Annotated in this window: 31 protein-coding genes; 21 read left to right on the top strand and 10 right to left on the bottom strand. The window is 57.5% G+C overall.

Annotated features, from left to right (window positions below):
- The 3 genes from KBZ14_RS10400 to KBZ14_RS10390 form a co-directional block, all read right to left on the bottom strand.
- Positions 1-546 (bottom strand): hypothetical protein, encoded by a 546-nt coding sequence (locus KBZ14_RS10400; protein ID WP_255118262.1) that lies wholly within the window; start codon positions 544-546, stop codon positions 1-3.
- A complete protein-coding gene (locus KBZ14_RS10395) occupies positions 543-806 on the bottom strand; it encodes a hypothetical protein (protein ID WP_255118261.1) in 264 nt (87 codons plus the stop codon). The genes KBZ14_RS10400 and KBZ14_RS10395 overlap by 4 nt, the downstream gene beginning before the upstream one ends.
- A 114-nt stretch (positions 807-920) precedes the next feature.
- A complete protein-coding gene (locus KBZ14_RS10390; protein ID WP_255118260.1) occupies positions 921-1,274 on the bottom strand; it encodes a hypothetical protein in 354 nt (117 codons plus the stop codon).
- A 617-nt stretch (positions 1,275-1,891) separates the two neighbouring features.
- Between KBZ14_RS10390 and KBZ14_RS10385 the strand changes: the two genes are divergently transcribed.
- From KBZ14_RS10385 to KBZ14_RS10325, 13 genes are all read left to right on the top strand, one after another.
- The gene (locus KBZ14_RS10385) at positions 1,892-2,848 is read left to right on the top strand and encodes a UDP-glucuronic acid decarboxylase family protein (RefSeq protein ID WP_255118259.1); all 957 of its coding nucleotides are present in this window, start codon (positions 1,892-1,894) and stop codon (positions 2,846-2,848) included.
- Positions 2,842-4,197, top strand: a complete 1,356-nt coding sequence (locus KBZ14_RS10380; RefSeq protein ID WP_255118342.1) for a nucleotide sugar dehydrogenase — start codon at positions 2,842-2,844, stop codon at positions 4,195-4,197. The genes KBZ14_RS10385 and KBZ14_RS10380 overlap by 7 nt, the downstream gene beginning before the upstream one ends.
- Before the next feature lie 163 nt (positions 4,198-4,360).
- The gene (locus tag KBZ14_RS10375; RefSeq protein ID WP_255118258.1) at positions 4,361-6,052 is read left to right on the top strand and encodes a glycosyltransferase family 2 protein; all 1,692 of its coding nucleotides are present in this window, start codon (positions 4,361-4,363) and stop codon (positions 6,050-6,052) included.
- 28 nt (positions 6,053-6,080) lie between these two features.
- Positions 6,081-7,010: a glycoside hydrolase family 26 protein gene (locus tag KBZ14_RS10370; RefSeq protein ID WP_255118257.1), complete on the top strand. Its 930-nt coding sequence runs from the start codon at positions 6,081-6,083 to the stop codon at positions 7,008-7,010.
- A gap of 3 nt (positions 7,011-7,013) precedes the next feature.
- The gene (locus tag KBZ14_RS10365) at positions 7,014-7,871 is read left to right on the top strand and encodes a hypothetical protein (RefSeq protein WP_255118256.1); all 858 of its coding nucleotides are present in this window, start codon (positions 7,014-7,016) and stop codon (positions 7,869-7,871) included.
- Positions 7,872-7,982: 111 nt separating this feature from the next.
- On the top strand, positions 7,983-8,201 hold the full coding sequence (locus KBZ14_RS10360) for a hypothetical protein (protein ID WP_255118255.1): 219 nt from the start codon (positions 7,983-7,985) through the stop codon (positions 8,199-8,201).
- A 64-nt stretch (positions 8,202-8,265) separates the two neighbouring features.
- Positions 8,266-8,475, top strand: a complete 210-nt coding sequence (locus KBZ14_RS10355; RefSeq protein WP_255118254.1) for a hypothetical protein — start codon at positions 8,266-8,268, stop codon at positions 8,473-8,475.
- Between the two features lie 343 nt (positions 8,476-8,818).
- On the top strand, positions 8,819-9,061 hold the full coding sequence (locus KBZ14_RS10350) for a hypothetical protein (protein ID WP_255118253.1): 243 nt from the start codon (positions 8,819-8,821) through the stop codon (positions 9,059-9,061).
- Positions 9,058-11,304, top strand: a complete 2,247-nt coding sequence (locus KBZ14_RS10345) for a peptidase domain-containing ABC transporter (RefSeq protein WP_255118252.1) — start codon at positions 9,058-9,060, stop codon at positions 11,302-11,304. Before KBZ14_RS10350 ends, KBZ14_RS10345 begins: the two co-directional genes overlap by 4 nt.
- 197 nt (positions 11,305-11,501) lie before the next feature.
- Positions 11,502-12,560 carry an HlyD family secretion protein gene (locus KBZ14_RS10340; protein WP_255118251.1) on the top strand — a complete coding sequence of 353 codons (1,059 nt, stop codon included), beginning with the start codon at positions 11,502-11,504 and terminating at the stop codon, positions 12,558-12,560.
- Positions 12,561-13,001: 441 nt separating this feature from the next.
- Positions 13,002-13,397: an Hsp20/alpha crystallin family protein gene (locus KBZ14_RS10335; protein WP_255118250.1), complete on the top strand. Its 396-nt coding sequence runs from the start codon at positions 13,002-13,004 to the stop codon at positions 13,395-13,397.
- 117 nt (positions 13,398-13,514) lie between these two features.
- The gene (cfa, locus tag KBZ14_RS10330; protein WP_255118249.1) at positions 13,515-14,720 is read left to right on the top strand and encodes a cyclopropane fatty acyl phospholipid synthase; all 1,206 of its coding nucleotides are present in this window, start codon (positions 13,515-13,517) and stop codon (positions 14,718-14,720) included.
- A 28-nt stretch (positions 14,721-14,748) separates the two neighbouring features.
- Positions 14,749-15,606: a sigma-70 family RNA polymerase sigma factor gene (locus KBZ14_RS10325; RefSeq protein WP_255118248.1), complete on the top strand. Its 858-nt coding sequence runs from the start codon at positions 14,749-14,751 to the stop codon at positions 15,604-15,606.
- Here KBZ14_RS10325 and KBZ14_RS10320 read toward each other — a convergent pair.
- The 3 genes from KBZ14_RS10320 to KBZ14_RS10310 form a co-directional block, all read right to left on the bottom strand.
- Positions 15,563-16,186 carry a DUF4912 domain-containing protein gene (locus KBZ14_RS10320; protein WP_255118247.1) on the bottom strand — a complete coding sequence of 208 codons (624 nt, stop codon included), beginning with the start codon at positions 16,184-16,186 and terminating at the stop codon, positions 15,563-15,565. The genes KBZ14_RS10325 and KBZ14_RS10320 overlap by 44 nt on opposite strands.
- A 95-nt stretch (positions 16,187-16,281) precedes the next feature.
- A complete protein-coding gene (locus tag KBZ14_RS10315) occupies positions 16,282-16,527 on the bottom strand; it encodes a ribbon-helix-helix domain-containing protein (RefSeq protein ID WP_255118246.1) in 246 nt (81 codons plus the stop codon).
- Between the two features lie 298 nt (positions 16,528-16,825).
- Positions 16,826-17,473, bottom strand: coding sequence for a dienelactone hydrolase family protein (locus tag KBZ14_RS10310; protein ID WP_255118245.1), 648 nt, complete (start codon positions 17,471-17,473; stop codon positions 16,826-16,828).
- Positions 17,474-17,677: 204 nt separating this feature from the next.
- On the opposite strand from KBZ14_RS10310, the gene KBZ14_RS10305 reads away from it, so the two are divergent.
- From KBZ14_RS10305 to KBZ14_RS10295, 3 genes are all read left to right on the top strand, one after another.
- Positions 17,678-18,034 (top strand): AbrB family transcriptional regulator, encoded by a 357-nt coding sequence (locus KBZ14_RS10305; RefSeq protein WP_255118244.1) that lies wholly within the window; start codon positions 17,678-17,680, stop codon positions 18,032-18,034.
- Between the two features lie 58 nt (positions 18,035-18,092).
- Positions 18,093-18,773 (top strand): hypothetical protein, encoded by a 681-nt coding sequence (locus tag KBZ14_RS10300; protein WP_255118243.1) that lies wholly within the window; start codon positions 18,093-18,095, stop codon positions 18,771-18,773.
- Positions 18,774-18,922: 149 nt separating this feature from the next.
- Complete coding sequence (locus KBZ14_RS10295) at positions 18,923-19,213, top strand: DUF3136 domain-containing protein (protein ID WP_255118242.1); 291 nt, start codon at positions 18,923-18,925, stop codon at positions 19,211-19,213.
- A gap of 84 nt (positions 19,214-19,297) precedes the next feature.
- On the opposite strand, the gene KBZ14_RS10290 is transcribed toward KBZ14_RS10295, so the two are convergent.
- Together KBZ14_RS10290 and rpaB are read right to left on the bottom strand one after the other, a co-directional pair.
- Positions 19,298-19,441 carry a high light inducible protein gene (locus KBZ14_RS10290; RefSeq protein WP_255118241.1) on the bottom strand — a complete coding sequence of 48 codons (144 nt, stop codon included), beginning with the start codon at positions 19,439-19,441 and terminating at the stop codon, positions 19,298-19,300.
- A gap of 146 nt (positions 19,442-19,587) precedes the next feature.
- Complete coding sequence (rpaB, locus tag KBZ14_RS10285) at positions 19,588-20,346, bottom strand: response regulator transcription factor RpaB (RefSeq protein ID WP_255118240.1); 759 nt, start codon at positions 20,344-20,346, stop codon at positions 19,588-19,590.
- Positions 20,347-20,794: 448 nt separating this feature from the next.
- On the opposite strand from rpaB, the gene KBZ14_RS10280 reads away from it, so the two are divergent.
- Positions 20,795-21,853, top strand: a complete 1,059-nt coding sequence (locus KBZ14_RS10280) for an extracellular solute-binding protein (protein ID WP_255118239.1) — start codon at positions 20,795-20,797, stop codon at positions 21,851-21,853.
- 91 nt (positions 21,854-21,944) lie between these two features.
- The gene (locus KBZ14_RS10275) at positions 21,945-23,516 is read left to right on the top strand and encodes an ABC transporter permease (protein WP_255118341.1); all 1,572 of its coding nucleotides are present in this window, start codon (positions 21,945-21,947) and stop codon (positions 23,514-23,516) included.
- Between the two features lie 22 nt (positions 23,517-23,538).
- On the opposite strand, the gene KBZ14_RS10270 is transcribed toward KBZ14_RS10275, so the two are convergent.
- Entirely contained in the window at positions 23,539-23,751 is a 213-nt protein-coding gene (locus KBZ14_RS10270; RefSeq protein ID WP_255118238.1) for a hypothetical protein, read from the bottom strand.
- Positions 23,752-23,943: 192 nt separating this feature from the next.
- On the opposite strand from KBZ14_RS10270, the gene KBZ14_RS10265 reads away from it, so the two are divergent.
- Complete coding sequence (locus KBZ14_RS10265; RefSeq protein WP_255118237.1) at positions 23,944-24,180, top strand: hypothetical protein; 237 nt, start codon at positions 23,944-23,946, stop codon at positions 24,178-24,180.
- On the opposite strand, the gene KBZ14_RS10260 is transcribed toward KBZ14_RS10265, so the two are convergent.
- Positions 24,152-24,574 (bottom strand): hypothetical protein, encoded by a 423-nt coding sequence (locus KBZ14_RS10260; RefSeq protein WP_255118236.1) that lies wholly within the window; start codon positions 24,572-24,574, stop codon positions 24,152-24,154. The genes KBZ14_RS10265 and KBZ14_RS10260 overlap by 29 nt on opposite strands.
- Before the next feature lie 293 nt (positions 24,575-24,867).
- On the opposite strand from KBZ14_RS10260, the gene KBZ14_RS10255 reads away from it, so the two are divergent.
- Together KBZ14_RS10255 and KBZ14_RS10250 are read left to right on the top strand one after the other, a co-directional pair.
- Positions 24,868-25,056 carry a ribbon-helix-helix domain-containing protein gene (locus tag KBZ14_RS10255; protein ID WP_255118235.1) on the top strand — a complete coding sequence of 63 codons (189 nt, stop codon included), beginning with the start codon at positions 24,868-24,870 and terminating at the stop codon, positions 25,054-25,056.
- Positions 25,057-25,101: 45 nt separating this feature from the next.
- Entirely contained in the window at positions 25,102-25,773 is a 672-nt protein-coding gene (locus tag KBZ14_RS10250; RefSeq protein ID WP_255118234.1) for a hypothetical protein, read from the top strand.
- Positions 25,774-25,849: the final 76 nt, after the last annotated feature.

The following is a 25,849-nucleotide window of genomic DNA, read 5'->3' as shown; positions in this document are numbered from 1 at the left end:
TTAGACTGATCCGTAAGCGACTTGGCAGGCTGCATTGAGCAACTCCGCCTGGGACGCACTGCTGGGCTCTCGACCATTGAGATAACCAGCATTGCAATCGGCAGTTAGCCGATAGGTGCTGCCATTGGCCGTGACATCGAAAGTGATACTGGAACCACTCGTGGGCTGAACAGTGCCGTAAAGCAATTGGTAGTCGGTGTTGGGAACAACGATGTAACTCATGTAATCGCTAACAGCAGCATCAACGGCATTGTTGATCACAGCAGCGGTAGCGAGGGCACCAACACCCCAAGCAGCAGCCCGGGCACCCCACCAACCCCAAGCTGGGGTGGACCATCCCCCGTACCAGCCGTAGCTCCAAGGGCGGGCGACCCCCCAACCAGGACGAGCCCAGCCAGGGTAGAGGTCTACATTGACAATGTCTATATTGCGGCCCCAGTTGCGATCAATAGTTCGATTAACATCGCGGTTAATGTCACGATTAACATCCCGGCTGATATTGCGACTGCCGTCACGGGTGAGCTCACGGGTGCCTTCGCGGTTCAACCCACGGTTACCATCGAGCTTGAGATCACGACTTCCAGTACCGGCCAACGAGCGATTGGCCGCAGGTCGATCAATGGAGGGGCGAGCCCGATCGGTGCCAACCTTGTTAGTCCAGCCTCCAGTGGGCCGGCTGGAGCCACGGTTGAGGCCGCCACCCGCACTGCTGAAGCCCGTTTGACCGCGAGCAGGGCTACCACCTCGGGAGCCACCACCTCGGGAACCGCCGCCCACTCGACCACCACCACCACCAGCTCGGGCAATCACTGCGCTGAAAACGGCTTCGGGCTGGGCGGTGAGCTCTAAAGCGAAACTGGACCCAGCAGGAGCAGCAAGGGCACCAGCAAGCAACAGAGTGCTTAATCCTGTAAAGACGTTCATTTCTGAATCACCTCGCAACCGTCGTCGTAGCAGCTGGCATCGATGCGCCCATCACGGCCGAAGTGCACCTTCACCAAATCTCGCTTAGATGTAGCAGCAGGATTGTCCTCCCTCACACTATTGAGATAATTAGGATTTACCACACACAATTGCTGCCGATTAAAGCAGATGGTGTTCGAGGAGAAACGCGCCGAAGCCATGGAAAGCCCCACCCACTGCTTCGTGCCAGCGTTGTACAAGGCCATAGTCACAGGAGAGTCCGTGATGCGGACTGTCTCGGTGACATTGCCGATCTTGTGACGATAAAGTGTAGCGTTGCCATCCTCCTCAGCCTGCACCGTGCAGGGCACCGGTGCCGCTCCGTTCAAGCTGCATTTGGTCGTGAGCTTGTAAAGGATGTCAGCGCTGCCTGGCAAAGGAAACCCTAGAACTGCGAAGGGAAGAGCAGCATAAAGAGCAGTCCTACTCAATAAAGCCATTCGAGTGAGCATGGTATAGGCCCCGATGAGGGGTGGTGGGACGAGTTCAGGATGATCATCCAGTCATGCTATGACAACCATTAAACACCAAAAGGAAGATGTGAATCGCTCGAGATTAAGCCAGAAGGCCATATATGCTCAAAATATGCCACACCCATCAACCCGAGAGGATGGGCCAGTGGCAGCTGGGTGGATCATGCAGGCAGAAGGCCAAAAGCGACCACAAGCAGAAGGGATCAGAAAGTAGGCGCAGGGGAGGCCATGGAGGAGACCCTGCGCAACAGGAGGGAAGGGCGAGGAACGCCTAGAGGGAATGGGGTGAAGTAAGCAGGAGCTTCACATTGACTGGGCCATGCCAGAGCCCAAAGAGTGCTGGAAAACTGCAGCAGAATCAGGCATAGAGATGCAGAAGATGCACAGTCGGGCAGCAAAGTCCGGACAGTGAAGCAGAAATCCCATAGTTTCGCAGGGACCCAAGAAACAGGTTGATGCGTCACGTAGTGACTGGGGGGGCCGGCTTTATCGGCTCTCACCTAATAGACAGACTGATGAGTACAGGGGCAAACAAAGTTGTCTGCATCGACAACTTGCAGACAGGTTCAAAGAAGAATATAGAGAAGTGGCTAGGCAATCCTCGTTTTGAGTTGGTAGAGCATGACGTGAGAGAGCCATTTCACGTCGAGGCAGATCAGGTGTGGCACTTGGCATGTCCGGCGTCACCCGAGCAGTACCAGAAAGATCCCATCGGCACAGCTGAGACATGCTTCCTGGGCACACTAAACACATTGAGCATTGCGCATAGGTGCAAAGCCAGACTACTGTTTACCTCAACAAGTGAGATCTATGGAGACCCACTGGTAAGCCCCCAGCAAGAAGGCTATCTGGGGAACGTGAACTGCACAGGCCCAAGGGCTTGTTACGACGAGGGCAAGAGGATTGCGGAGACATTGGTATTTGACCACGCGAGAATGCATGGCACATCGGTAGCCGTGGCACGAATATTTAACACCTATGGGCCAAGGATGAGTAGCAGCGATGGAAGGGTTGTAACCAACTTCATCAGCCAGGCAATACAAGGGAAACCCCTAACTATGTATGGCGATGGATTGCAGACAAGAAGCTTTTGCTACTGCAGCGATCTGGTTGAAGGGCTAGTGGCACTCATGAATAGTGGACACAAAGGCCCTATGAACCTGGGAAACCCGGACGAGATCACAATCAGGAGGCTAGCCCGCATAATCAGGGATCTAGTAAATACACAAGCAGGGCTGACAAACAAAGCCAAACCAGAAGACGATCCTCAAAGAAGAAAGCCAGACATCACAGTTGCAAGGAAGATGCTGGAGTGGCAACCCGTGATCTCACTAGAGAACGGATTAAAAGAAACCATCGCCGACATTAAGGCACAGCTAGAAACCAAGCAAGTTCTCACAAAAGTATCATGACAAACAGAATCTGCTGCATTGGAGCTGGCTATGTAGGTGGACCTTCCATGGCTGTGATGGCAGATCAGTGCCGTGGCATTGAAATTGAAGTGGTCGACCTAGACAAGAAAAGGATTGACGCCTGGAACAACCTAGGCAATGCATCGCTACCTGTCTACGAACCGGGCTTAGAAAGTGTCCTAGAACGAGTGCGGGGAAAGAATCTGAGATTCTCAACCGATGTGACAGCAGCAATAAGAAAAGCTGACATGGTATTTCTATCCGTGAATACACCGACGAAGGTCAGCGGGCACGGAGCAGGAGCGGCGGCAGATCTAACGTTTATCGAGTCGGCTGCACGTCAGATCGCAACTGATGCGAGAGGAAGCACAATTGTTGTCGAACGCTCCACACTACCGGTACGAACAGCAGACATTCTCCGCAAGATTCTGAGCCAGGGTCATGATGCAAAGTTCGAGATTCTTTCCAATCCAGAATTCATGGCGGAGGGCACAGCAATTCATGATTTGGAGAATCCAGATCGTGTTTTAGTGGGTGGCGAAGAAGCGACAGCCGTTGAGGAGCTCGCCGGTATATACGCACAATGGGTCGAAAGAGACCGCATCATCACAACAGGCTTGTGGTCGGCGGAACTAGCGAAGTTAACAGCTAATGCATTTCTGGCTCAGAGAATATCATCGATCAATGCGATTGCGGGACTTTGCGAGGCAACAGGCGCTGATGTAGAAGAAGTCAGGCTGGCGATTGGCAGTGACCAGCGTATCGGCAAACAGTTTCTGAAACCAGGGCCAGGCTTTGGAGGAAGCTGCTTCACAAAAGATCTACTCAATCTGATCTATCTAGCGGAACATTATGGGCTGGATCCAGTAGCACACTACTGGCGTTCAGTCGTAGAGTTGAACAATTGGTCTCAGAAGCGAATCTCTGATCTAGTTGTACGCCGGATGTTTGGAGGGCTACGCAGGAAGAAGGTGGCAGTTCTTGGATTTGCATTTAAGGCAGACACAGACGACACCCGGGAAAGCCCAGCAATTCCGATCTGCCGGGAACTACTTCATGATGGCGCTAGCTTGCGCATCCATGATCCAAGGGTGTCGGATGCTGACATCAGCAAACTACTTGAAGGTAGCTTCAGCCGGCACAACACTGTTGAAGAGGCATGTGAAGATGCCGATGCCGTGATCGTACTCACGGACTGGTGTGACTATCAGCAGATGAATTGGAATCAGATAGCAGGCAAAATGCGTAGGCCCGGCTGGGTATTTGATACACGACGCGGGACGGATATTCAGGCTGCCGCAGATGCTGGACTTGAAGTATGGCAGATCGGACGTGGTGAACTGCTATGAAACGAACGACATGTAAAGCCTGCAGAAGGAGCAAAGGAAAAGCAAGGGAAGTCAACGGACAAGGAAGACCAGAAAAAGAGAGGGTGCGAGCGAAGCAGCACAGAGAGTGCCGAAAGCAGCGATTAAGTCATGGGGCGAGCCAGATGCGAGGAGAAGTGAGAGCATGAACAGCATATTCGAGCCAGCATTCGACAACAGACAGCAAAGAGTGCTGCAGATCTTGGTTCTATGTTGGATCATGGGCACGCTCGCGTTCTGGCGATGGATGTTGCAGCCAGATACGTGGGTGAGCTTGCCTTACACACTGTTCAACGCAAGTCTGTTGATCTACGTGACCGGCCTGCCACTATGGCCATTTGTGTTGTTTCTTCGGATGCGACAAGTCAATCCAAGACTCAACCCACCTAGCGGTCTGAGAGTTGCGATGGTTGTCACAAAGAGTCCATCAGAGCCGTGGTCCGTCGTGCGACCCACACTGGAAGCAGCAATAGAACAGAGACACCATCATGCGACGTGGCTGGCAGATGAACAGCCAAGCCCAGAAGTGAAGGAGTGGTGCAGTCAGCAGGGAGTAAAAATATCGTCGCGCTGGCAAGTAGAAGGCTATCACCAACCTAGCTGGCCAAGACGGAGACGGTGCAAGGAAGGCAATCTAGCTTACTTTTATGACCACTTCGGGTACGAGCGCTACGACGTCGTTGTGCAGCTGGATGCCGACCATAGACCCGCAGAGGGGTATTTAGAGGAGATGCTCAGACCATTTAATGACCCTGGGATCGGATATGTAGCAGCACCGTCAGTGTGCGACTGCAATGCTGACACGAGCTGGGTTGCACGAGGACGACTATACGCCGAGAGCGTGCTGCATGGACCACAACAACTCGGATTTAACAACAGTCTTGCCCCACTATGCATCGGTAGCCACTACGCAGTACGTACGAAAGCTCTTCGGGAAATCGGAGGACTGGGACCAGAACTTGCGGAAGACCACTCAACAACACTTCTGATGAATGCAAAGGGCTGGCGTGGAGCCTTTGCCCATCGTGCAATCTGCCACGGACTAGGACCGGAAACCTTTGAAGATGCGATGGTGCAGGAGATGCAGTGGGCCAGGAGTTTGACAGCTCTGCTACTGAGTTACACACCTGCACTGCTAAGAAAACTGCCTTGGAGATTAAGGCTACAGTTTCTCTATGCCCAGGTGTTCTATCCACTAAGAGGCTTGTTGAGCCTCTTCGGAATAGGCTTGCCAATTGTGGCGCTGGCAATCAATAGACCTTGGATGCAGGTCCATTACCCAAGCTTTCTTGCCCTGAGTGGGCTACAGCTGCTGCTTACACTATTGCCAGTGCTGTATTTAAAGCAACAGAAACTACTGCAACCACCGGACGCACCGTTGGTCTCGTGGGAGCAGGGGCTTTTTGAGCTTAGCCGGGGGCCATGGATTTTAACAGGCGTGATCCACGCATTTGTGATGCGATGGTCCTCATATTCACTGGACTTTAAGGTAACAAACAAAGGGGGTTCAGCTTCACCTCTACCATCGCGCTTTTTGGTCCCGAACTTGGCTGGGGTGTTCGTGGCCTGCGGCGTAGCAGTGCTGCTGGGACCCATCGCCCCGAAAGCACAAGGTTATGTTCTACTCACTCTCATCAATGCTGCTCTCTTAACGGTAGCGATCCTTGCAATCACAACATTAAGCCGAAAGACAAGGCGTAGGCATCACCTCATGGCAACAACGGCCATCGTGCTTACTCTCAGCAGCATCTGGATACGACAACGAGAATTACTGGCACCGTTGACCACGCCAGCCACCTGGCAAGCAGGAATCAGCAAGGTATTAATCAGATCCTAAACCAATGCGACTTTTAGGACAAACCGGATTGATCGGACTGGCTGCAGTGACCAGTGGATTACTAGTCCTGGCAAGCAACCACGACATCAAGAATCGCCATCGCTACCCGATGTTAATTGGAATGTACACAACAGAGCCGCGCAATGAGAGTTGGCATGGCCTAGATCTGAACCATCAGTTCATCAGCTGGATTGATCCATCCGCTGCGAAGCAACTCATGTCATTTCTAGCAGACAGTACAATACAAACAAGAGTTCCATTGGTGACACTAGAACCCTTTCCCAAAACAGATCCAGATGGAGATGATAGGGATCTACATGCAGATGTGCTGAGTGGTCAATATGATAAGCAGCTTCAAGAAATCAAACAGGTTCTGAAAGCGCACAAGGGCACAGTGCTGCTCCGCTTTGCCCACGAGATGGACAAGCCAGGTCAATATCCATGGGCATGGAAGGAGCCAAAAAAATACATTCAGCTCTATCGGTATGTGCACACCATGCTCAATTCCGCAGACAACAAGCAGATCCGATGGGTCTGGTCCCCAATTGGCAGAAAAGGTGCTGAAAAATTCTGGCCAGGAAAAGATTATGTGGACTTAATCGGTCTATCCGTCTATGCCAGTCGTGCGTGGACAGAAGATGGATCACTCCCCAGCTTCTCCGAACTATTTAGCGAGAAACGATGGTTGCACGATCGCTATCGGAAGCCTGTGATTGTAGCCGAAATGGGTGTAAGTGGATCGAGCAAGGATCAGACGACATGGTTAAAAGAAGCAATAGACAACAGAAGTAACTTTCCAGAACTCTGTGGACTGGTGTACTTCCAGGCACAACAACCACGATGGATGCCACTTCCCACTGGGCACGAAGACTGGAGGTTGAAACCTGAGAGTCAGAACTGGATCCAGACAGCACTGCCACTCAAACCCCAACAGGCACTCCGCTGCCTGGAGACCTAAACGATGCAACAAAACAAAAAGAACAGCATCGTCGTTGGTATCACACTCATCGGAAGCCTATGGAGCCTGGGTAACACGCTACATGCTCATGCCAACGAATCGGCAGAGAGCATGGTGCAGGATCACAACAAACAAGGCCAGAGGCAACAGCAGCCATACAGCCGACCAAACCTCAACCCCACACAGATGCCAACCGCTTTTGTAGCTGAGTGGGGAAACTATTTTGTCTCATCTTCGATCTATGGCTACGAAGACGGCAATAACAACAATGCACTAACAACTGACGGAAGTGTGAATGTCGGCGTGGGGATGGGTAATGCCCGGCGGCTCGTGGCCATTGAGGTGGACTTTAACCTGGAGAGTTTGGCGGATCAGCGCAATGGTGGCAGCCTCGACGTGAGACTCGGCAGGGAGCTCTACACCAATAACGACTTCACGATGCACATCGGAGCAGGATGGCTTGGAGCGGCCTCCTATGGAAACTGGCCAAAACCAGGGGGATCTCCCTATGGCGTGCTCACAGGGGCATGGGCGCTCCGAAAGGACGACCCGAACTTTCGACAGACACTGCAGATCAACCTCGGAGGGGGAAGTGGTCGCTTTCAACGGATCGACGCGGTGAATCTTGTGAGCGATGGGCTGCTCGCATCAGCAGGGATAGAACTAACCCCGAACCTGGGGCTGAGCGCTGGCTGGGTTGGCAAGGGAATCAATGCCTCACTGTCCTATGTGCCGCTAAGGGAGGTGCCGATCTATATCGCGCTGTCAGGGGCAAACCTAGCCAACAATGATGGACGAGGTCGTGCTGTTGCATTGTCACTCAGCTGGGGGGGCTCATTCCGAACTGCAAGTTTTCCCTAGCTGGCCACAGCACAGATGCTGCAATAGTGCTGATTCACACCTCATCATGATCAGCCAGCTCTAAAACAAGTTGGGGCCTTTGGAGGTCCTTCATCCTCTTCGAGATTATCGATGACTAAACTCCATCTGATCGCGGACCAAGAAGCCCAAGCCCTGACCGGGGGCCGCTGGGGTTCTTGGTACCAGAAATCGGCCTACACCTATAAGTCGAACAAGACGACTGTAGGCCAGAACAACACAGCCAATAACTTTGGCTTTGGTCTCGCAGGCTACGGCGTCGCTACCAGCGAGCAAGCAAACATTGCCTCTGTCACCTCCTACATCCTCTGAGTCACATCAGGGACTTGAGGTTTAGAGCTCAACCAACACGACACGAAAGCAAGCAACCATGATGATGTTCACCGAACTCGACAGCCGCGACTCAGAGGCCCTCAGCGGTGGCTGGAGGTTTACCAAGATCGACACCACCAAATACAGCTTCAACACCACTCGCCTCACCCAGGGCAACACCGTAAGCAATAACGGCATCGGTGTCCTGCTGGGTGGTGGCTTTGCCCATAGTCTGCAGGGCAATGCATTTGAACTGGGTTCTGTCATTAGCTGAGCCACATCTGTTCACACCAAGCCACCGTTAGTTGCCATCAGCTAGCGGTGGCTTTTCCCACTCCTAGACACCATGTACGAACTTAACGAACTGGAAGCAGAGGCCCTTACAGGTGGCTTTCTCACGATCAATGTATCGCCCAGTATCACGATTAGCTCCATCCTCACCAATGCACTGCAGTTGAACAATGCTGCCAGCGTTGCGGTTGGTTTACTCGGAGGTTCAGCTGGATCAGGCGTGAGCCAACTCACAGGCTTGGACTTGTCAGCGATCATCGCCGCTTGATGCTTGCCCGTTTCCATCACAGGAAACGGGCTTCCTATCACATTCATCCAATCATTCCATGCAGTTCCTCAAAGAATTCGAAGCCGAACAGCATTGTGGCGGCCGCAGCTCCGGATTGAGAAGCTACAACGCACGTCTGAGTCCGCAGAGGCGAGGGGGTGGAAGAGCTGGAGGTGGCGGAATCATGAGCTCCGTACTGATGGGAGCCAACCAAATCAACTTTGCAATCAACATCGTGTTTAATGGCGGTTCGATTGTGAACAACCAGCTGAATGGCTTGAGCATGGATGCCTCGGCTTGAACCAGCCCAAGGAGCATCTGGGAATGGAACGCGTCAAATGGATAACCTGGATCAAAAGCCAGCTGCGAGCTTTTGTTCCAACAGACACCCCAGCCTGCATACGCCAACACAGTGAGGAAGACTGCGGAGCAGCCTGCGTAGCCACCGTCTGCCAAAGTCATGGCTATGCGCTGCCTCTCTCAATAGCAAGGCACAGTGTTGGCACGTCCAGCACGGGAACAACATTGCTGGGCTTGAAGCGCGGGGCAGAAAGTCTTGGCTTCAATGCCAGAGCAGCTAAGGCCTCGCCGGAAATGCTCAGCGACCTGGAATCCCTGCCGATGCCAATCATCTGCCACTGGCAGGGATGCCATTGGGTAGTGTTACACGGCCATAAGAATGGACAACTGCTTGTAGCTGACCCTGCGATTGGCCTAAGAGAGATGAGCCCGCAGGCTTTTCTCAAGGGTTGGAACAATGGGGTGGTGTTACTCCTGGAAACCGATCCTCAGCGCTTCCCCCCGCAAGACAAAGTTGAGGAGAACTGGCAAAGAGGCAGGGGAGCAAACCTTATCCGTACCCTGGTGCTGCCGTTTAAGCGATTGCTCTTTCAAGCACTTGCACTCAACCTAAGCATCGGGGTTCTTGCACTGGCGATGCCGCTACTCATGCAGATCCTTACGGATGATGTATTGGTACGTGGAGATGCAGACATGCTACGGAGCTTGAGCATAGGCATTCTAGCTCTCTTCCTACTGCGAGCATTGCTCAATCTGCTGCAGGGTGTCTTGGTGGGCCACTTTGGACAGAAACTACAACTGCAGATGGTCCTACACTACGGCCGGCATTTACTACAACTGCCACTCAGCTACTTCGAAAGTCGTCGTAGCGGAGAAGTTGTGAGCCGTTTGGATGACATCCAGCGCCTCAATGATTTGATTGCCAATGCAGTGCTAGGGCTGCCTGGCCAATGCTGCATCGCTCTCATTTCACTGCTATGGATGTGGCAATACAGTGGATCCCTCACGGTAGCTGCCTTGGTTGGCTATTCGACCGTTTTATTAGCACAGGTAGCCATTCTGCCAAGTTTACATCGGAGAACCCAGGGCATGCTGGTGCAATCAGCTGATAACCAGGGGTTTTTGGTTGAACTCTTCAGGGGGCAGACCCTTCTAAAAACGACACAGGCGCGACCACAGGCATGGGATGAATTTCAGGGCAAGCAAGGACGTCTGGCGAATTTAGCCTGGAATATGGGAATGCTTGAGCTCAAGGCGAGCACAGCCACGACCTTTCTCGGCAACGTGACAACCGTGATCCTGCTCTGGTACGGAAGTTCATTTGTTCTGAACCAACAACTCACCATTGGTCAGCTCCTGGCATTCAATGGAATGGGGGGCAATGTTCTTGCATTTCTAGCCGCTGCGACAGGACTGAGCCAAGAATGGATTACATCTCGGGTTGTGATGGATCGCCTGGATGACGCACTGCAACATCCGGCAGAATCAGCAATAGCTCCTGGCAAGCAAGAGGCGGAGATCCCAGCCGATGGCGATATTGTCTGCCATAACGTGAGCTTCCATCACCCAGGACGCTGTGCGTTGATCCAGAACCTAAATCTCAGAATTCCAGGGGGCATTACAACGGCTTTAATTGGAGAATCTGGCTGTGGAAAGAGTACCCTGAGCAAGCTCATTGCTGGACTATACCCACTGCAGCAAGGCACAATTCATTTTGGGCCATTCAATGGACGCGATCTCAGCCTTGAATGCCTAAGACAACAGGTGGTACTACTACCTCAAGAGGACATTTTTCTCAATCGTTCGATCTACGATAACTTTATCTTCGCCTATCCAGATTTGAGCTTCGCGGATGTGGTAGAGCTCTGCCAACTAACCCTTGCTGATGACTTCATCTGTCGGCTTCCTGACGGCTATGCCACTGTGTTAGGTGAATTCGGCGCCAATTTGTCTGGCGGTCAACGACAACGCCTCGCTCTTGCTAGGGCTCTGGCCAGTGATCCTTCGGTTCTCCTGCTAGATGAATCCACCTCTGCCCTTGATCCTGTCCTAGAAGCACGGCTGATGGATCGCCTCCTGGATCATCGCAAGGGAAAAACCACACTCCTGGTGAGCCATCGCTCGAGTGTGATTTTGCGCGCGGACTGGATCATTTACATGGAACAAGGATCTGTCAAGCAGCAGAGTCACCCTCATGACCTCCGAAACCACAGCCAAGTTGGCCCTTACCTACAAGCCGCATGACGAATACAGGCAGATCAGACCGGGGTCTGGTACCCAGCACAACGTCCATACGCAAGGGCGGCGAGAATGTCTCGGTCGTGCTGCATGAGCTGCAACACGATGACTTCCTTCCAAGCCCAGGCCCATGGACAAGGGCCCTAGGCCGTCAACTTGCTCTTGCCTTAACACTCGGGGCAGGAGCTCTAGCCGTATGGCCGATGCAAGAAACTGTTCGCGCGCAGGGAACCGTGCGTCCCGTTGGCGAGAACACCCTGTTGCAGAGTGAGCTCGGGGGACGGGTACAGCAGGTGATGCTACGGCCAAACCAGCAAGTGAGCCAAGGACAAGTGCTGGCTATTTTAGATAGCCGAACACTGGAGGCCGAGCGTGACCAGGTGAACCAGGAGCTAACGGCCTTGCAACGACAGGCCAATCAATCGCGCGAAGAGCAAAGGTCGCTACAAGCTCAGGTGCAGGCTCTCGGAGAGTTAACCAACTCCTGGAGAACAGCATCACGCCGTGGGGTCGATCAGGCGAAGGCAACTCTGGAATTCGAACAGAGCCAATTGAAGCGATACCAGTCTCTTCTCACGAGTGGCGCAGTGCCAAAAAGCATCGTTGAGGAAAAACAGGCTCGTCAGTTGGTGAGCCGATCGGAACTCTTCAAAGCCCTACAGGGCGTATCTGAACAGGAAGCGCGTGGGGCAAGCGAGCTTGCCAGACTGAAGCAGACTGCATCTCAATCCCGCGCATCGGCCGATGAATGGAGCAAACAACTCGCCCAGCGAAGAGCTCGACTCGTACAACTGAACAGGGCTATTGAGCAGGCCACCGTGCGAGCACCGATCAGCGGATCCGTGATCCAGACCAGCCTCCACCATCCGGGTCAGGTTGTGCAGCCTGCAGAAACCATGGCCGTATTGGCGCCTGCCTCGGAACGGATGATGATCAAGCTCCTGGTTCCTCCAGATTTGATCAGCCAAGTGCGAAGCGGGCAGAAGGCGAGCCTGAGGGTGGCAAGCTGTCCAACCGCGGAATTTGGTGTGCTCACAGCCCGGGTGCTCAGCGTGGGCGCCGATACACAGGCTCAGAGAGCGGCCGACGGGGGTGCGGCGACAAGCGCCTATGAGGTGCTGGTGCAACCGAAGAGCAACAGTCTCAAAGGGCGCAAGGACAACTGCCAACTGCGACTGGGCATGCAGATCACAGGTGATGTCATCACACGTCAAACAACTGTTCTCGGTTTTCTCCTCAACAAGCTGAGGGTTCAGGGCTAGCCTAGAGTTAACAGAGCCAAGTTACTTGTATCCTGACAGGTTCAAACCAAGCCATCTAGGCGAATACCAGGCTCAGCGGCTGTCAACCAGGCCTTGTGCATAGACAGACGCACAAGAAAGCTTGGAGTTCCACATCAGACGTAGTAATACTCTGGCATTCTGGAACACCTTATGCCGCAGGCTCCGTTCTGAACACTGAAGCGAAGAATCTGCATTCCTCATCAGATCTTCCCATGTGAAGATATTGGGCTCAAGTTCCAGAGCATGGCTTCGATGGGTCGCATGATTCGGGCCTCCAATCGATCCATCGCTGCACATCGAAATCACCTCCGCTGCATCTGCCATGGCAGCATGGCCAGCTTCATAGGTTGAGTTTGGCGTTGCAATTCAAGCACCATGGCATTGATGAAGTGGGAACCCCTGCGAGACTTTGAAGATCTAATGGATCGCTACAGCCGCAATCTCAGCCTGCCGCTGATGCGTTCGGGCGAATGGGGTAGCAATGGCGAGTGGTGTCCGCGGGTGGATATCAGCGAGAACGACAAAGAGTTTCAGATTCATGCTGAACTACCTGGCGTGGAGAAAAAGGATGTAAAGGTAAAGATCGAGAATGGCATTCTGGTTCTGGAGGGTGAGCGGCATAAGGAAATGGAAGAGAAGGGCTGGCGTCACCACCGCATCGAGCGCAGCTACGGAAACTTCATGCGCAGCTTCACCTTGCCATCAAACGTTGATGCGGAACAGTTGAAAGCCCATTTCCATGATGGGCTGCTGGAAGTTGATCTTCCCAAAGTCCCAACGAGCCAAGCTACAGCCGTGGAAGTGGCGATCGAGTAACAACTACGGCGAGGGCGCTCAATCGCAGCGCCCTCGCCCACAAGCTGCCGCGAATCTACAACAAGTTCAGGGAATTGCTCTCAACAGCGTTTGATTGGTGCCAGTGATACCAGCACAATGCCCATTCCTGCGGCGATTGCCACCGTTGCAAAACATGCAGATGTGCAATTCAACGGTGAGCGGCCGTGGGACCTACAAGTCCATAACCCAGCACTCTTCAATGAATTGCTCCGCCAGGGTTCTCTAGCCCTGGGAAACAGCTATGTAAGGGGCGACTGGGATTGCGAGCAACTCGACGAGCTCATCAGCCGGCTCCTGCAGGCCAACGGCCAGGCACCCCTGAGCAAACGACTGCAGCTACTGAGCCTGGCCGAGCTGGTACGCGAGCGATGGTTAAACCCGCAATCACTACGCCGGGCCTTTGTGGTGGGCCAGCGCCACTACGACATCGATCCGAGGGTGTATGCCGCCATGCTGGATCCACAGATGGTGTACAGCTGCGGCTACTGGCGACAGGCGGACGACCTCAATACCGCTCAGGAGCACAAACTCAGGCTGATCTGCGAGAAGCTACAGCTGGAGCCAGGTCAGACACTGCTGGATATCGGCTGTGGCTGGGGAAGCCTGGCGGCCTATGCCGCCCGCAACTACGGCGTCACCGTGATGGGCATCACGGTGTCATCGCGGCAAGCTCGTTTCATCCAGGAACGCCTGGAAAACCTACCAATCCAAGTTGCACTCTGCGACTATCGCAAACTACCTCAATTGGTCAGCGAGCCCTTTGATCGCGTTGTCTCCATTGGCATGTTTGAACATGTAGGACCACGCAACCACAATAAGTTCCACAATAGCGTGAATCAATTGCTGCACAGTGACGGACTGGCACTGTTGCAGACCATCGGCTCCGATCGCACCACACACCACACAGACGGATGGATCGATACCCACATCTTCCCAGGCGGACGACTGCCATCCGCCACCCAGTTCTGCCGTGGATTTGAATCCGACTTTCTACTGGAGGACTGGGAGAATTTTGGCAAGGACTACGATCGCACGCTCATGGCTTGGTGGCAGAACTTTGATGCTGCCTGGCCTGCCCTTCAACACGATATTCATCACGACTTCTATCGATTCTGGCGCTACTACCTGTTGAGCTGTGCCGGCTTTTTCCGTTCTCGTCAAGGGCAACTCTGGCAAGTGGTTCTGAGCAAGAAGACCCGGAACCAAGCCTATGAATCCTGGCGTCCTGCACGACGAACTTCACCGCTGCAGACACACCGCACCTCCGCGTCAGAGCAGTCAATTTTCCATCAATCCAGTTGAAGATTGGACACCTGCATCCAACCCAGCGATGAGTGATGCCTTTGGTGATTACCTGCGTACCATTGGTCGTGTTCCGCTCCTCACTGCACAGGAAGAAGTGCACCTCGGCACGATCGTGAAGGAGTGGATGGACGACCCCAATCCGCCCAAAGCGCTCGAACGGCGAGGCCGCAGAGCACTCAAACGGATCGTGAATGCCAACCTGCGATTGGTGGTGACCGTAGCCCTGCGCTACATCAGGCGCCTCAAGCATCTCGCCCACGACCCGATGGACCTGGTGCAGGCCGGCAACATGGGCCTCCTGAGGGCCGCTGAGAAATACGACCCCACCCGCGGCTACAAATTCTCCACCTACGGCTACTGGTGGATACGCCAGTCCATCAATCGCTACCTCCAGGAGCACAACGGATCGATCCGGATCCCCGTGAATCTGGTGAGCCTTGCCAACAAGGCGGAAACCCTTCAGGTGAATGGCAAGGAACCGCTGAATGCCACGCAGCTAGCGGATGCCCTGGGGGAAAACGAAGAGCGGGTGCTCTACGCCCTCTCGATCAACCACCGCAGCAACACGATTTCCCTCGATCAACAACTCAACGGCAGCGATGGAGACATGACCCTTCTGGACACCGTATCCGACAGCAACCTGCCCGAAATCGAGGACGACTACAGCTGGATGCACAGCCAGATGCATCAACTCTCCACCCCTGAACTGGCTGTGATCAAGCTCCGCTACGGCAGTGACACCCATCGATCCTTCGCCGAGGTGGCACGGATGATTGGCCGCAGCAAGGATCAGGTGCAACGGCTGGAGCGCCATGCCCTCACCAAACTGCGCCGATCGCTCACCCCAGCCTTGTTTCCTTGCGGATCCAACCGCTCCGGCTGATGGCAGGGCCGGGACCCAGCCCAGGCTGGGCCACCAAGGAGAAACGATCCACCCCTTCCCTCAGGGGCACATCGAAGCAGAAGGTGCCATCGATCTCCACCTGTACAGGCTGACCAGAAATCACCAGTTGGGCATGGCGCATCGTGGCTCCATGCACCATCAACTTGGCATCGGCAAACAGCCAGAGCCTCTGGCGTGGATGGCACGGCTCCCGCTTGCGCACGGGCACCAGCAACCGATGTGGTGCTGGTACCAGACAGCGCAGCCGACTGGATCGTGCCCATTCCTGCCAGCCAGCCTGGGCATCGAGGCAACCGAGGCGCACCTGATACACCCGCTCCACCGCTGGCGCGGCGAGAAACCATTCCCCTCGGTCGGTGGGCACCAACCACTCCTGCAACACGAGAGCCGTAGCCAGAGGATCCACGGGATTGAGATCCACCAAGCGCAGGCAAAGCTGGCTTGGCAGCAGCGGCCTGAGCTCCGCAGGCACCCGCCAGCGCACCGCGATCCAGTCGCGGTCGCGGATTTTGGCCGCCAATGTGAGGCGGGGATGGGAGCGGCGGCGAGGCCTGGACACAGAAAGGCTCCCTAGATTCTTAATTCAGAACCTAGGGAGCCCCAGCCATCAGATTGAACATCGCTGCAGGTCTGCAGCTCATCTGAAAAGACAATCTAAAAACTGCGCGACTTGACGCGACCATTGGGCATCAAGCCATTCACCGCAGGGGGGATTGATTGGGATGGCATCAAAGGACTGCGTTGATCACGCAGGGCATCCTCCAACAGAAATGCGCAGAGGTTAGACACAGAACGGCCCTCCTCTTCGGATCGGCTCAACAGAGCCTCATGCACGTGGTAGCTGAGGGTAATTGAGATGCGTCGCGGCTGACGCTGAAGCACGCGAAAGCGATCATTCATTAGAGGAATCCAGCGATGGATGAAGTCGTGGCAACCGAGACATTGAAGACATGGCTTTAGCCTCGGCCCCTCAACAGTAAACCCAGTTTTTTGATCTCAACTCCTGGTATTGCGCCGTTGGGACACCAGATGTGCTGCAACCTGCGGCCAGCTACTCCATAACCGAAGATGTTGCCTGCAGCGGCGAGCCACGGGGGCGCAGATGCGGGCACAGCCAGGCTGAAACCGGGGCAAACCGGTGATAGCTGATCACACCAGCGCGCCCCATCCACCGCTGTGTCCAGCGGACACAAGCCGGTCAGGAGGCGTCCAAGGCCTGCAGGAACCAGTCGCGGGCCGCCGCCGCCGCCAGGTGCAGCGTGCCCGGCTCACTGAACAGATGGCCAGCTCCAGGGATCACCAACAAATCGTGGGAGGCGCGCAGGTGGGCTGCAGCCCAGGCATTGAGCTCCAGGACATCCACATCCAAGGAGCCCACGATCAGCAGGGTGGGGCAGTGCACCAGGGCGAGGGCGTCAAAGGCCAGGTCCGGACGGCCTCCACGGGCCACGAGGGCCTGCACCAGCTGGGGCCTGGCAGCGGCAGCCTCCAGAGCCGCTGCCGCACCGGTGCTGGCACCGAACAGGCCCAGGGGTAGGGCCTCCAGCTGGGGCTGCTGCACACACCAGTCGATGGCAGCCAGCAGGCGCTTTTGCAACAGGGGGATATCAAAGCGCGGTGCATGGCCCGTTGCGTCCTCCGCGGCCTCCTGCTGCGTGAGCAGATCAAACAGCAGGGTGGCCAATCCCGCCGCGTGCAGAACATTTGCCACATAGCGATTGCGTGGACTGAAGCGACTGCTACCGCTGCCATGGGCAAAGGCCACCAGGCCCCGGGGCTGGGCGGGAAGCATCAAGTCTCCGGCGAGGGTGAGGCCAGCGGCGGGGATCGACACTGCCTGCGTCATGCCGCTGAGATTCGTCTCCACCTGGTGGCCGGAGTAGGGACTTCTTTCATAGTCATGACGGCACCGGGCAACGCCCTGACAGGGGCGAGGGATCCCAACGGCGCCAGATCCCATCGGAGCTCGGGCAGATCTGCGGCAAAACAGGGGCACACGCAGCCCAGGGAAGGAAGCAGCTGTAGAACAAACCCAACCTTCAGAAGATCCATGCTGCGTGGCACAGAACTGCTCTCCAAGATGCGGGATCTTGGCCCCATTTCCAAATCAGAACTCGTGCGCAACTGCGGCTATGTGAGTGCCAAGAAAGACGGCTCTGAGCGGCTCCACTACAGCGACTTCTACGAAGCCCTGTTGGAGGCCAAGGGCCTCAGCTTCCGGGCTGACCACGGCAAGGACCTCAGCAAAGACGGCCGCAAACTCACCTTCAGCACCCACGTGCATTTCAACGGCAATCTGATGGTGGGCAAGGCCTACACGGAGCTGCTGGATCTCCAACCGGGGGACAGCTTTGAGATCAAGCTGGAACGCAACGGCATCCGCCTGATCCCCACCACCAGGCCGTAGACCATGTTGCGGCGGATAGACGGGACCTAGGGTGCGCACGCATCAAGGCAACAGACGCGTGCAGACAGGCGAGGAGAACAGGGCAGAAGAGCTGAAGGCCCTGGGGTGGACCGCAGAGGACGTGCGCAAGTACGAAGAGCTCTGGGAGTACCGCCAGCGCTGGGGTGCCATCAACCTCGAACGGGACGACCGGGTGTTCCTGCGCAAGGCAGAAGCCGCCCTGCCCAAGCGGGCCACCGGCAAGGGCTCGGAGAAGAAACGCACCCGCGACAAGTCGCACTACCGCTGGCTGGCCTTCTATCTCGAAGCCATGCGGGCCAGCGGCGCCGAGGCCAGCCTCGACGACACGGAGCAGGGTGCCTGGCCGGTGCTGCTGGAGGAGGAGCTGCGGGCCCTCGACTATTACGAGCCCGTGCTGGGGCTGCCTGACACCCTCAAGGCCAAGGACTTGATCCCCCTGCGGGAGCAGTGGATTGCGGAGGCTGCAACCTCCGGTCGCACCCTCGCGTTCGATTTCCTCACCCCCCTGGAAGAGCTCAAGCAGCGTGAAAAAACCAGCTGGAAGCCCCTGCGGGGTGAGGCCAGTAGCGACTCGAGCTACCCGGTCCTGAGCCCAGCAGCGGCTGAGCAGTTCCGGCAAACGGTGCGCCAGGCCATCACCGCTCAGATCCGCAGCACCTTCCCCTCCCTCAAGGACAGTGAGAAGCCGGAACCCCCTGCCAACTGGCAAGCCGGCTGACACGAGAGGTGCTTTAGGGTCAATGGATTAGGCCGCTGCGGCATCGCATCTGCCGCAGCGGGCCTGACCCCGGGAGAAGACGCGCCGTTCGCCAACGCGACTGAGCCAGCACATTGTTGCCCAGCTGAATTTTTTCTCCCGAGAGCGCGATGACAGACACAGACACGCCCAGACTGACGATCGGCGAGCTTGAATCGAAGTATTACCTCTACCGTAAGGCCCTCAAAATGCTGCTCATGGAGGGCAGCAGCCTCAAAAAGGTGCAGAAAACCCTGTGCTGGAGCCGTCTTGAGACCCTGCACACCTGCTTGCCCCGGCGCTACCGATCACCGGACCACCTGTTTCACCAGCTCAACCGGGAGATCGAAAAGGAGCGGGCTCCCGCTGATGCCCCAGAGGCCGCCAAGCCTGACGAGTGGGTGAGCGGGAAGCAGGCCTGAGGCTGCTTCCCAGCAAAAAAGCCTGCCCGGACTACCGGACAGGCCTGGAGAGGGGCCGCAAACGCGGCCCTTTCGCTGTTTGGATCAGCCGAGGCCCAGCTGGGAGAGGATGCCCTGGCCGGTGAGGAGCTCGGTACCCAGGCCGATCACGAAGCCGAGCATGGCCAGGCGACCATTCCAGGTTTCAGCGAAGCCAACGAAACCGAAGCGGGAGGTGGAGTCAGCCATGGGGGCAGTTCTTTACGAAACTTGTAGGGATCGTAAAGCCTTGTGAAGCGGATTGGGTAGGGCGGTGATCCGCCCCTATGGCGGCAGCTCCCCGTGGTGGTGCTGATGCGCCCCAATCACCTGGCCAACCCTGAGCCTCCAGGGCCTCAGCGCAGGGTGGGTTCCAAGGGCTGGCTGATGCGCTGGAACATGTAGCCCAGGCCCCGGGCCGTGATGATCAACTCGGGATTGTCCGGATCGTCCTCGAGCTTGCCCCGCAGCCGCGAGATGTGCACATCCACCACGCGGCTATCGGAGGAGCGCTCGGGCTTGTAGCCCCACACCTGCTCCAGCATGTCCAGCCGGCTGATGGGCTCGCCGGACCGGCTGAGCAACAGCTCCAACATGGTGAACTCCATGCCCGTGAGGCGAATGCGCTCCTCGCCGCGGAACACCTGGCGCTTGTTGAGATCCACGCTGATGTTGCCCACCGCCACCACACTGGCGGCGCGGCCGCTGCCTGCCACACCAGGGCCTTGGCCATAGGTGGCCCGGCGGATCACGCAGCGGATGCGGGCTTCCAACTCCTTGGGGCTGAAGGGCTTGGTGAGGTAGTCGTCCGCGCCCAGCTGCAGGCCGGTGATGCGATCAGCCACATCACCAAGGGCGGTGAGCAGGATGATCGGCACCTCCGATTGGGCCCGGATGCGCTCGGTCACCGCAAAGCCGTCCAGCTCGGGCATCATCACGTCGAGCACCACCAGATCGGGCTCAATCTCCCGGAAGCACTCCATGGCCTGCTTTCCATTGCAGGCGAGGGTCACCGCATACCCCTGCATCGTGAGCCGGGTTTCGAGGATGCGGCGGATGCTGCCCTCGTCGTCGGCCACCAGGATCTTGATGGGGGTCTCGCTGGGGCCGGTCATGGCAGAGGCGCGTCCGGAGGCGAGTGTCCTCTGAATTGGAATCGAAAACGGCAACCCGACCTCAGCTGAGGTTTTTCCTCATATCCCGGGCCTGCGCCCCCGATCGGCCACGCCATTGCAACAACACATTGCAGCTCCTGGGCAGCTGGCAGAACCTGCCTAGGTTCTCGCCATGCATGAGACCAGCCCACCAGCCGTTCGCTCCAGCGACAAGCTCGCCCCCCAGAACGCATCGAGCCCACCCAGCCCCCGAACAGAGAACAGCTGGAGCGATGAACCCTGGGCATCCGGACAGCGCAAGCGTTACCTGGCGTCGCTGAAACAGCTGGCGGCCTAACGGCCAGCCCGGGGCTGTAAAAAATGGCACATCGCTTGGCCAACTAGGCACCTCTAGCCCGGGCACAGGGCTTTTAGGTTTCAGGCCTACCACCGCCGTTGCTGTTGCTCGATGTCCGGCTTTGCCACCCTGCGTTCCATGCGTCGTCAGCTCACACCTGTGCGGATCGGCACCGCTGCTCTGATCAGCCTCACCCTCACGGCTGCCGCCACGGCATCACGGGCTCAGAGCAACGAGATCGGCGTGTATTCAGGGCGCCACTACAACACCGACAAACAGCTCTACAGCCAGTTCACCCGCCAGACCGGCATCAAGGTGAGGCTGCTGGAGGCCAAGGACGACGCCCTGATTGAACGGCTGCGCAGTGAGGGTAAGAACTCGCCAGCCGATGTCCTGGTGTTGGTGGATGCCGCCCGCCTGGATAAAGCGAGCGACATGGGGCTGTTCCAGGCCACCCGCTCCGCCGCCCTGCTGCGGGATGTGCCCCTGAGCCTGCGGGATAGCAAGGGCCGCTGGTACGGCCTCACCCGCCGGGTGCGCGTGGTGCTGGTGAATCCCAGGCTGGTGAACCCCGCCAGCATCAAGACCTACGCCGACCTCGCCAATCCGGCCTTGAAGGGCAAGCTCTGCCTGCGCGACCGCCAGAGCGTCTACAACCAGTCGCTCGTGGCCGATCAGATGATCCAGCGGGGCGATGCGGCCGCTGCCACCTGGGTGAAGGCGATGACAGCCAACGTGACCAAGCCCTATTTCACCTCGGATACACCGCTGATCCGCGCGATCGGCAACGGCCAATGCGGCGTTGGCCTGGTGAACACCTATTACGTGGCGCGCATGGTGTCCGGCGAGAGTGGCGCTGCCGACAAGGCCCTGGCCAGCAAGCTCAAGGTGGTGTTCACCAACCCCGCCCACGTGAACATCAGTGGTGCCGGCGTGACCCGCCATGCCAAGAATCCCGCCGCTGCGCTGAAGCTGATCGAATTCCTCGCCTCCCCCGCCGGCGGCAAGGGCTACGCCGAAGCCAATCACGAATACCCGTTGAAGGGCTATGGCAGCAACGCCACCCTGAAGGCCTTCGGCACCTTCAAGGCCAGCGGCATCTCGGCCGAGCAAATGGGCGCCAAGAACAAGGCGGCCGTGAAACTGATGGAAACCAATGGCTGGAAGTAGGCCCAGCCGCCCGGCACTGGTTGCAAGGGATTCTCAATAGCAGCAGGCGTTGGCTAGGTTGCTCCACTTGCCCGCTGGAGTTCGTTTCGCCATGGTGGCCGCCGGCGCCTCGCAACCATCAGCCCCGCCGGTTCAGCCTGCCCAGGAAGGCCGCACGGCCCTGTCCCTGGCCGTGGTGGTGGTGGTGCTGCTGGCCCTGGCGCCGGTGGCCTGGCTGGTGGCCTTCGCCTGCTCAGGCCCCGACGGCCTGTCCGGGCTCAGCCTCGGCAGTGATGGCCTCCAGCAACTGCTCAACACCGTTGGCCTCGTCACGGCGGTGGGAGGGCTGGGAGCCGCCCTCGGGGCTGGCTCGGGCTGGCTGACGGCCCGCTGTCAATTCGCCGGCCGCCGCTGGCTGCGCATCGCCCAGCTGCTGCCCCTGGCCACCCCGAGTTATCTGCTGGCGGCCACCTTGATCGATGTGGGCAGCCGGCTTGGCTACCGCGTTCACGGCTCCCTCTGGACCGTGGTGGTGCTGACGCTGAGCACCTACAGCTACGTGTTTCTGCTCTCCACCGAGAGCTTCTCCGTGAGCGGCAGGCGCCAACTGGAGGCCTGCCGCAGCCTGGGGGTGGGCCCCTGGGGCAGTTTCTGGCGCGTGGCCCTGCCGATGGCCATGCCCTCCATCGGTGCCGGCATTGCCCTAGCCGGCATGGAGGTGGTGAACGAACTCGGAGCCGTTGAGCTGCTCGGCGTGCCCACGCTCTCGGCGGGGATCCTGCTGCGCTGGCAGCAGCAGGGCAACCCCCATGGGGCGGTGGCCCTGGCCCTGGTGGCCCTGGTGATCGTGGCGCTGCTGGTGGCCGCGGAGCGCAAGCTGCGCGAGCGCAGCCGTTGCTGGAACCTCGGCAACGACAGCAGTGAGCTCGAGCGCTGGAGCCTGCGGGGCTGGAGGCTGGTGGCCGCCTGGATGGTGACTCTGGTGCCTCCGCTGCTCACCCTCGGCCTGCCCGTGCTGTGGGCAGCGCTGAGTTGGGATCAACTGCAGGCCGAACCCATCGGCGAGCTGGCCAGCCTCAGCGGCCGCAGCTTTGCCCTGGCGTTGGCCGCCTCCGGCATCACGGTGGCCGCGGGCCTGCTGCTGGCCATGGCCAAGCGCTGGATCCCCAATCAGCTCATCCAGCAACTCAGCTTTCTGGCCGGCCTGGGCTACGCGATCCCGGGCACGGTGATTGCCCTGGCCCTGATGTTGATCGGTGGCCCTGCGGGGCTGGCGCCAATGGTGTTGCTGATCTGGGGGTACACCGATCGCTTCCTGGCGGTGGCCAAGGGGGGCCTCGATGCCGCCTTTGAGCGCATCCCCCCGAGCATGGATGAAGCGGCCACCAGCCTCGGGTGCTCCTGGATGGCCGTGCTGCGGCGGATTCACCTGCCCCTGCTGCGCTCGCCGCTGGTGGTGGGCACCCTGCTGGTGTTCGTGGACACCGTGAAGGAACTGCCGATCACCTTCTCGCTGCGGCCCTTTGATTTCGACACCCTGGCGGTGCGGGTGTTTCAGTACGCCAGCGATGAACGGGTGGGTGCGGCCCTGGTGCCGGCTCTGCTGATCCTGATCCTGGGGCTGGCTGCTTCGCTGGCCCTGATTCCCAACCTCGAGCGCATCGAGGTGGAACCCCGCAGCTGAAGAGAGCCCGAACCGGTATCAATCAATCGGCAGGCTCGCCATCCTCATTGCTGACCATGGGCCTGTGCAACCGGCCCTCGAGCAATTTTTTGCCCGGCCCTGCCACGGCCTCTCCCACCAGGATCGCCGTGCCGATCATCAGCAGGGCCCTGGCGGCCATGGTGATCATGTGCAGGGCGGTCTCCTGGGCGGCGGAGTGGCGCAGATCGTGGAGATGGAGATGGGAGCGGGCCATGGGAAGGACTGCGACTACCTCCGTCGTAGTCACCCCGTAGGCCCACCCCATGCAGCAGCTCAGATGTACAGCCCTGTTCAGCAGGAAGCCGCCCACAGCCCAGAAGCCGCCGCAGCATCTCAGCGAATCCGCGGAACATCCAGCGGCCTCGGCCCAGCCTGCGGAGGCTCATGATTCCATCCCCGAGGTGTCATGGGCCAACCCACTCCAGCCGTGGTTTGCCAGCAAACCCTCAACGCCTTCCTCCAAAAACATGCCGTGGATCCGCGGCACTTCATCGAGGTGCTGGCGCGGGTGCGCCAGCAGAGTGGCCTGAACGCCCGCGAGACCACCGAGCTGTTGCTCAACCTGGAGGATTCAGCGGCGGCCATGGTGTTCGGCAGCCGCGGAGAAGGGGCCGCTACTTGCCGTAGTTCTCCAGCTGATTGAGGCCTTCGCGCAGCCATTGCTGGCCGCCCTCCATCAGACGCTGTCGATCCCCCTTGAACTGACAGCGAGCCGTGCGGTATTGCACCGTCTTACTGAAGGGCACATACCAGATGGCATCGAGCTTGCAGAAGTTACGCCCTTGTTTGGCCGGTAGGTCCTGCAGCAGCTCGCCGCTGAGGCAGCGGTATCCCGTGCGGTCCTTGCCCTCCCGGAGGCAGGTGCCCAAAAGGCGTACAAACACCGCGTCACCCTGCGTCTTGAATGTCTGGTTGGCGAACCCAGCGAAGGACACCGGGTCGTAACTGAAAGGAGCGGCATCGGCACGGCCAGCCAGCAGTCCGAGGATCAACAGCACAGGCAGACGACAGCGCACCACAGGTGTATGGCTGGACACACACACCATCATGCCCGCGACTCGCCCAGGGCCGGTGCCCCGCTCATCCAGATCTCAATGCCGGATCGCTGCATGAATGCGGCATCAATGCAGCAACTAGCGCTAGCTAGGGGTAGGCAACCAGAGCGGATCCCGATGTAACGTTCTGCAAAGGCCCTTTTCGTAAAAAGCGAAGAATTTCCACCAGAACGAATAGGGCAGGAGCAACCTCAAGGACAATTCGCATGGAGTTAGTGCAGAAATGCTGAAATGACGCGGGCATACCTGCCCCCCTTAACAACTGCAGCAGGACTATGGAGAACCAAGCCAATCTGCGGAACAGGCCACAGCGCAAGGCAGCGTTTCGCTCTCCGACCCGGATCAGCATCACCTTGCCAGATTGCACCTACCAGTATTTACTGTGCCGCAGCGATGAAGAGGGTCGCTCGCTTAGCAATTTAGCGGCGTTCCTGCTGGAGATGGCATTTGCGAGATCGGACTAGAAGATCCGAATCCAAGTTGCAATTCACACGACAGAAGAGGCATTTATGATCTCTAGCCATTTAAGCGAAGACAGATTTGCCTCTCTGCCGTTTCCCTTGACAAGCCCGGGACAGATTCAGTCCCTTGACCCAACAACCCTCTTTAGCGAGGGCAAGGAGTTTTTTGGTGGCGGCGTCCATTCCAGCAAGACAGGGGGCATTCGGCCTCAAGCAGATGCCAGCGTGATCCAGGTTGGAGATCTCAAGCTCCTTGCAACACGAACAACCCCGTGTCTATCGACAGAAGAAGGCACAGGGTTCAGCACGCTGTCCATGTCCTATGCAGGCGATACCCATGAATACAAAGACGGCAAGATCATCCAGACCATAGAACCAGGCGACGTTCACCTCAGTCCAAGGACTGGGGGAATCGCCAATGTCGGTTACTTCTCGGGGATCATCTGCCAAATCGAACACTCGAGACTGAAGCGGACCATTCGCGCCATGAAGGGAGAGGACACAAGGATCGACCTTGGGGAGCCCTATGTCTTTCACAGGAAAAAGACAGATCAGCAAGGCGCGGCGACGGGGCACCTGTGGGCGTACTTGTCTTATGTTGATCAAGTGCTGCGTGAAAGCGACGATCTAGCAGCAGGCCTTGCGCTGGATGACCAGATCTATCGCCTGCTAGGGAAGCTCTGGAAAACCCCAGCGATCCACGGGACAATGGTGCTGTGATCACAGGCCAGGACTGGATTGATGGGTGGCAAGCAGCTCGGCTTCTCGGACTACGAGCTGACGACGGCCAAAAAGC

Origin of the sequence: Synechococcus sp. HJ21-Hayes (assembly GCF_024345835.1) — a bacterium.
In the GTDB taxonomy this organism is placed as follows: domain Bacteria; phylum Cyanobacteriota; class Cyanobacteriia; order PCC-6307; family Cyanobiaceae; genus Vulcanococcus.
Note: the sequence above shows the minus strand (reverse complement) of the source record. Positions and strands in the feature narration are given on the sequence as shown.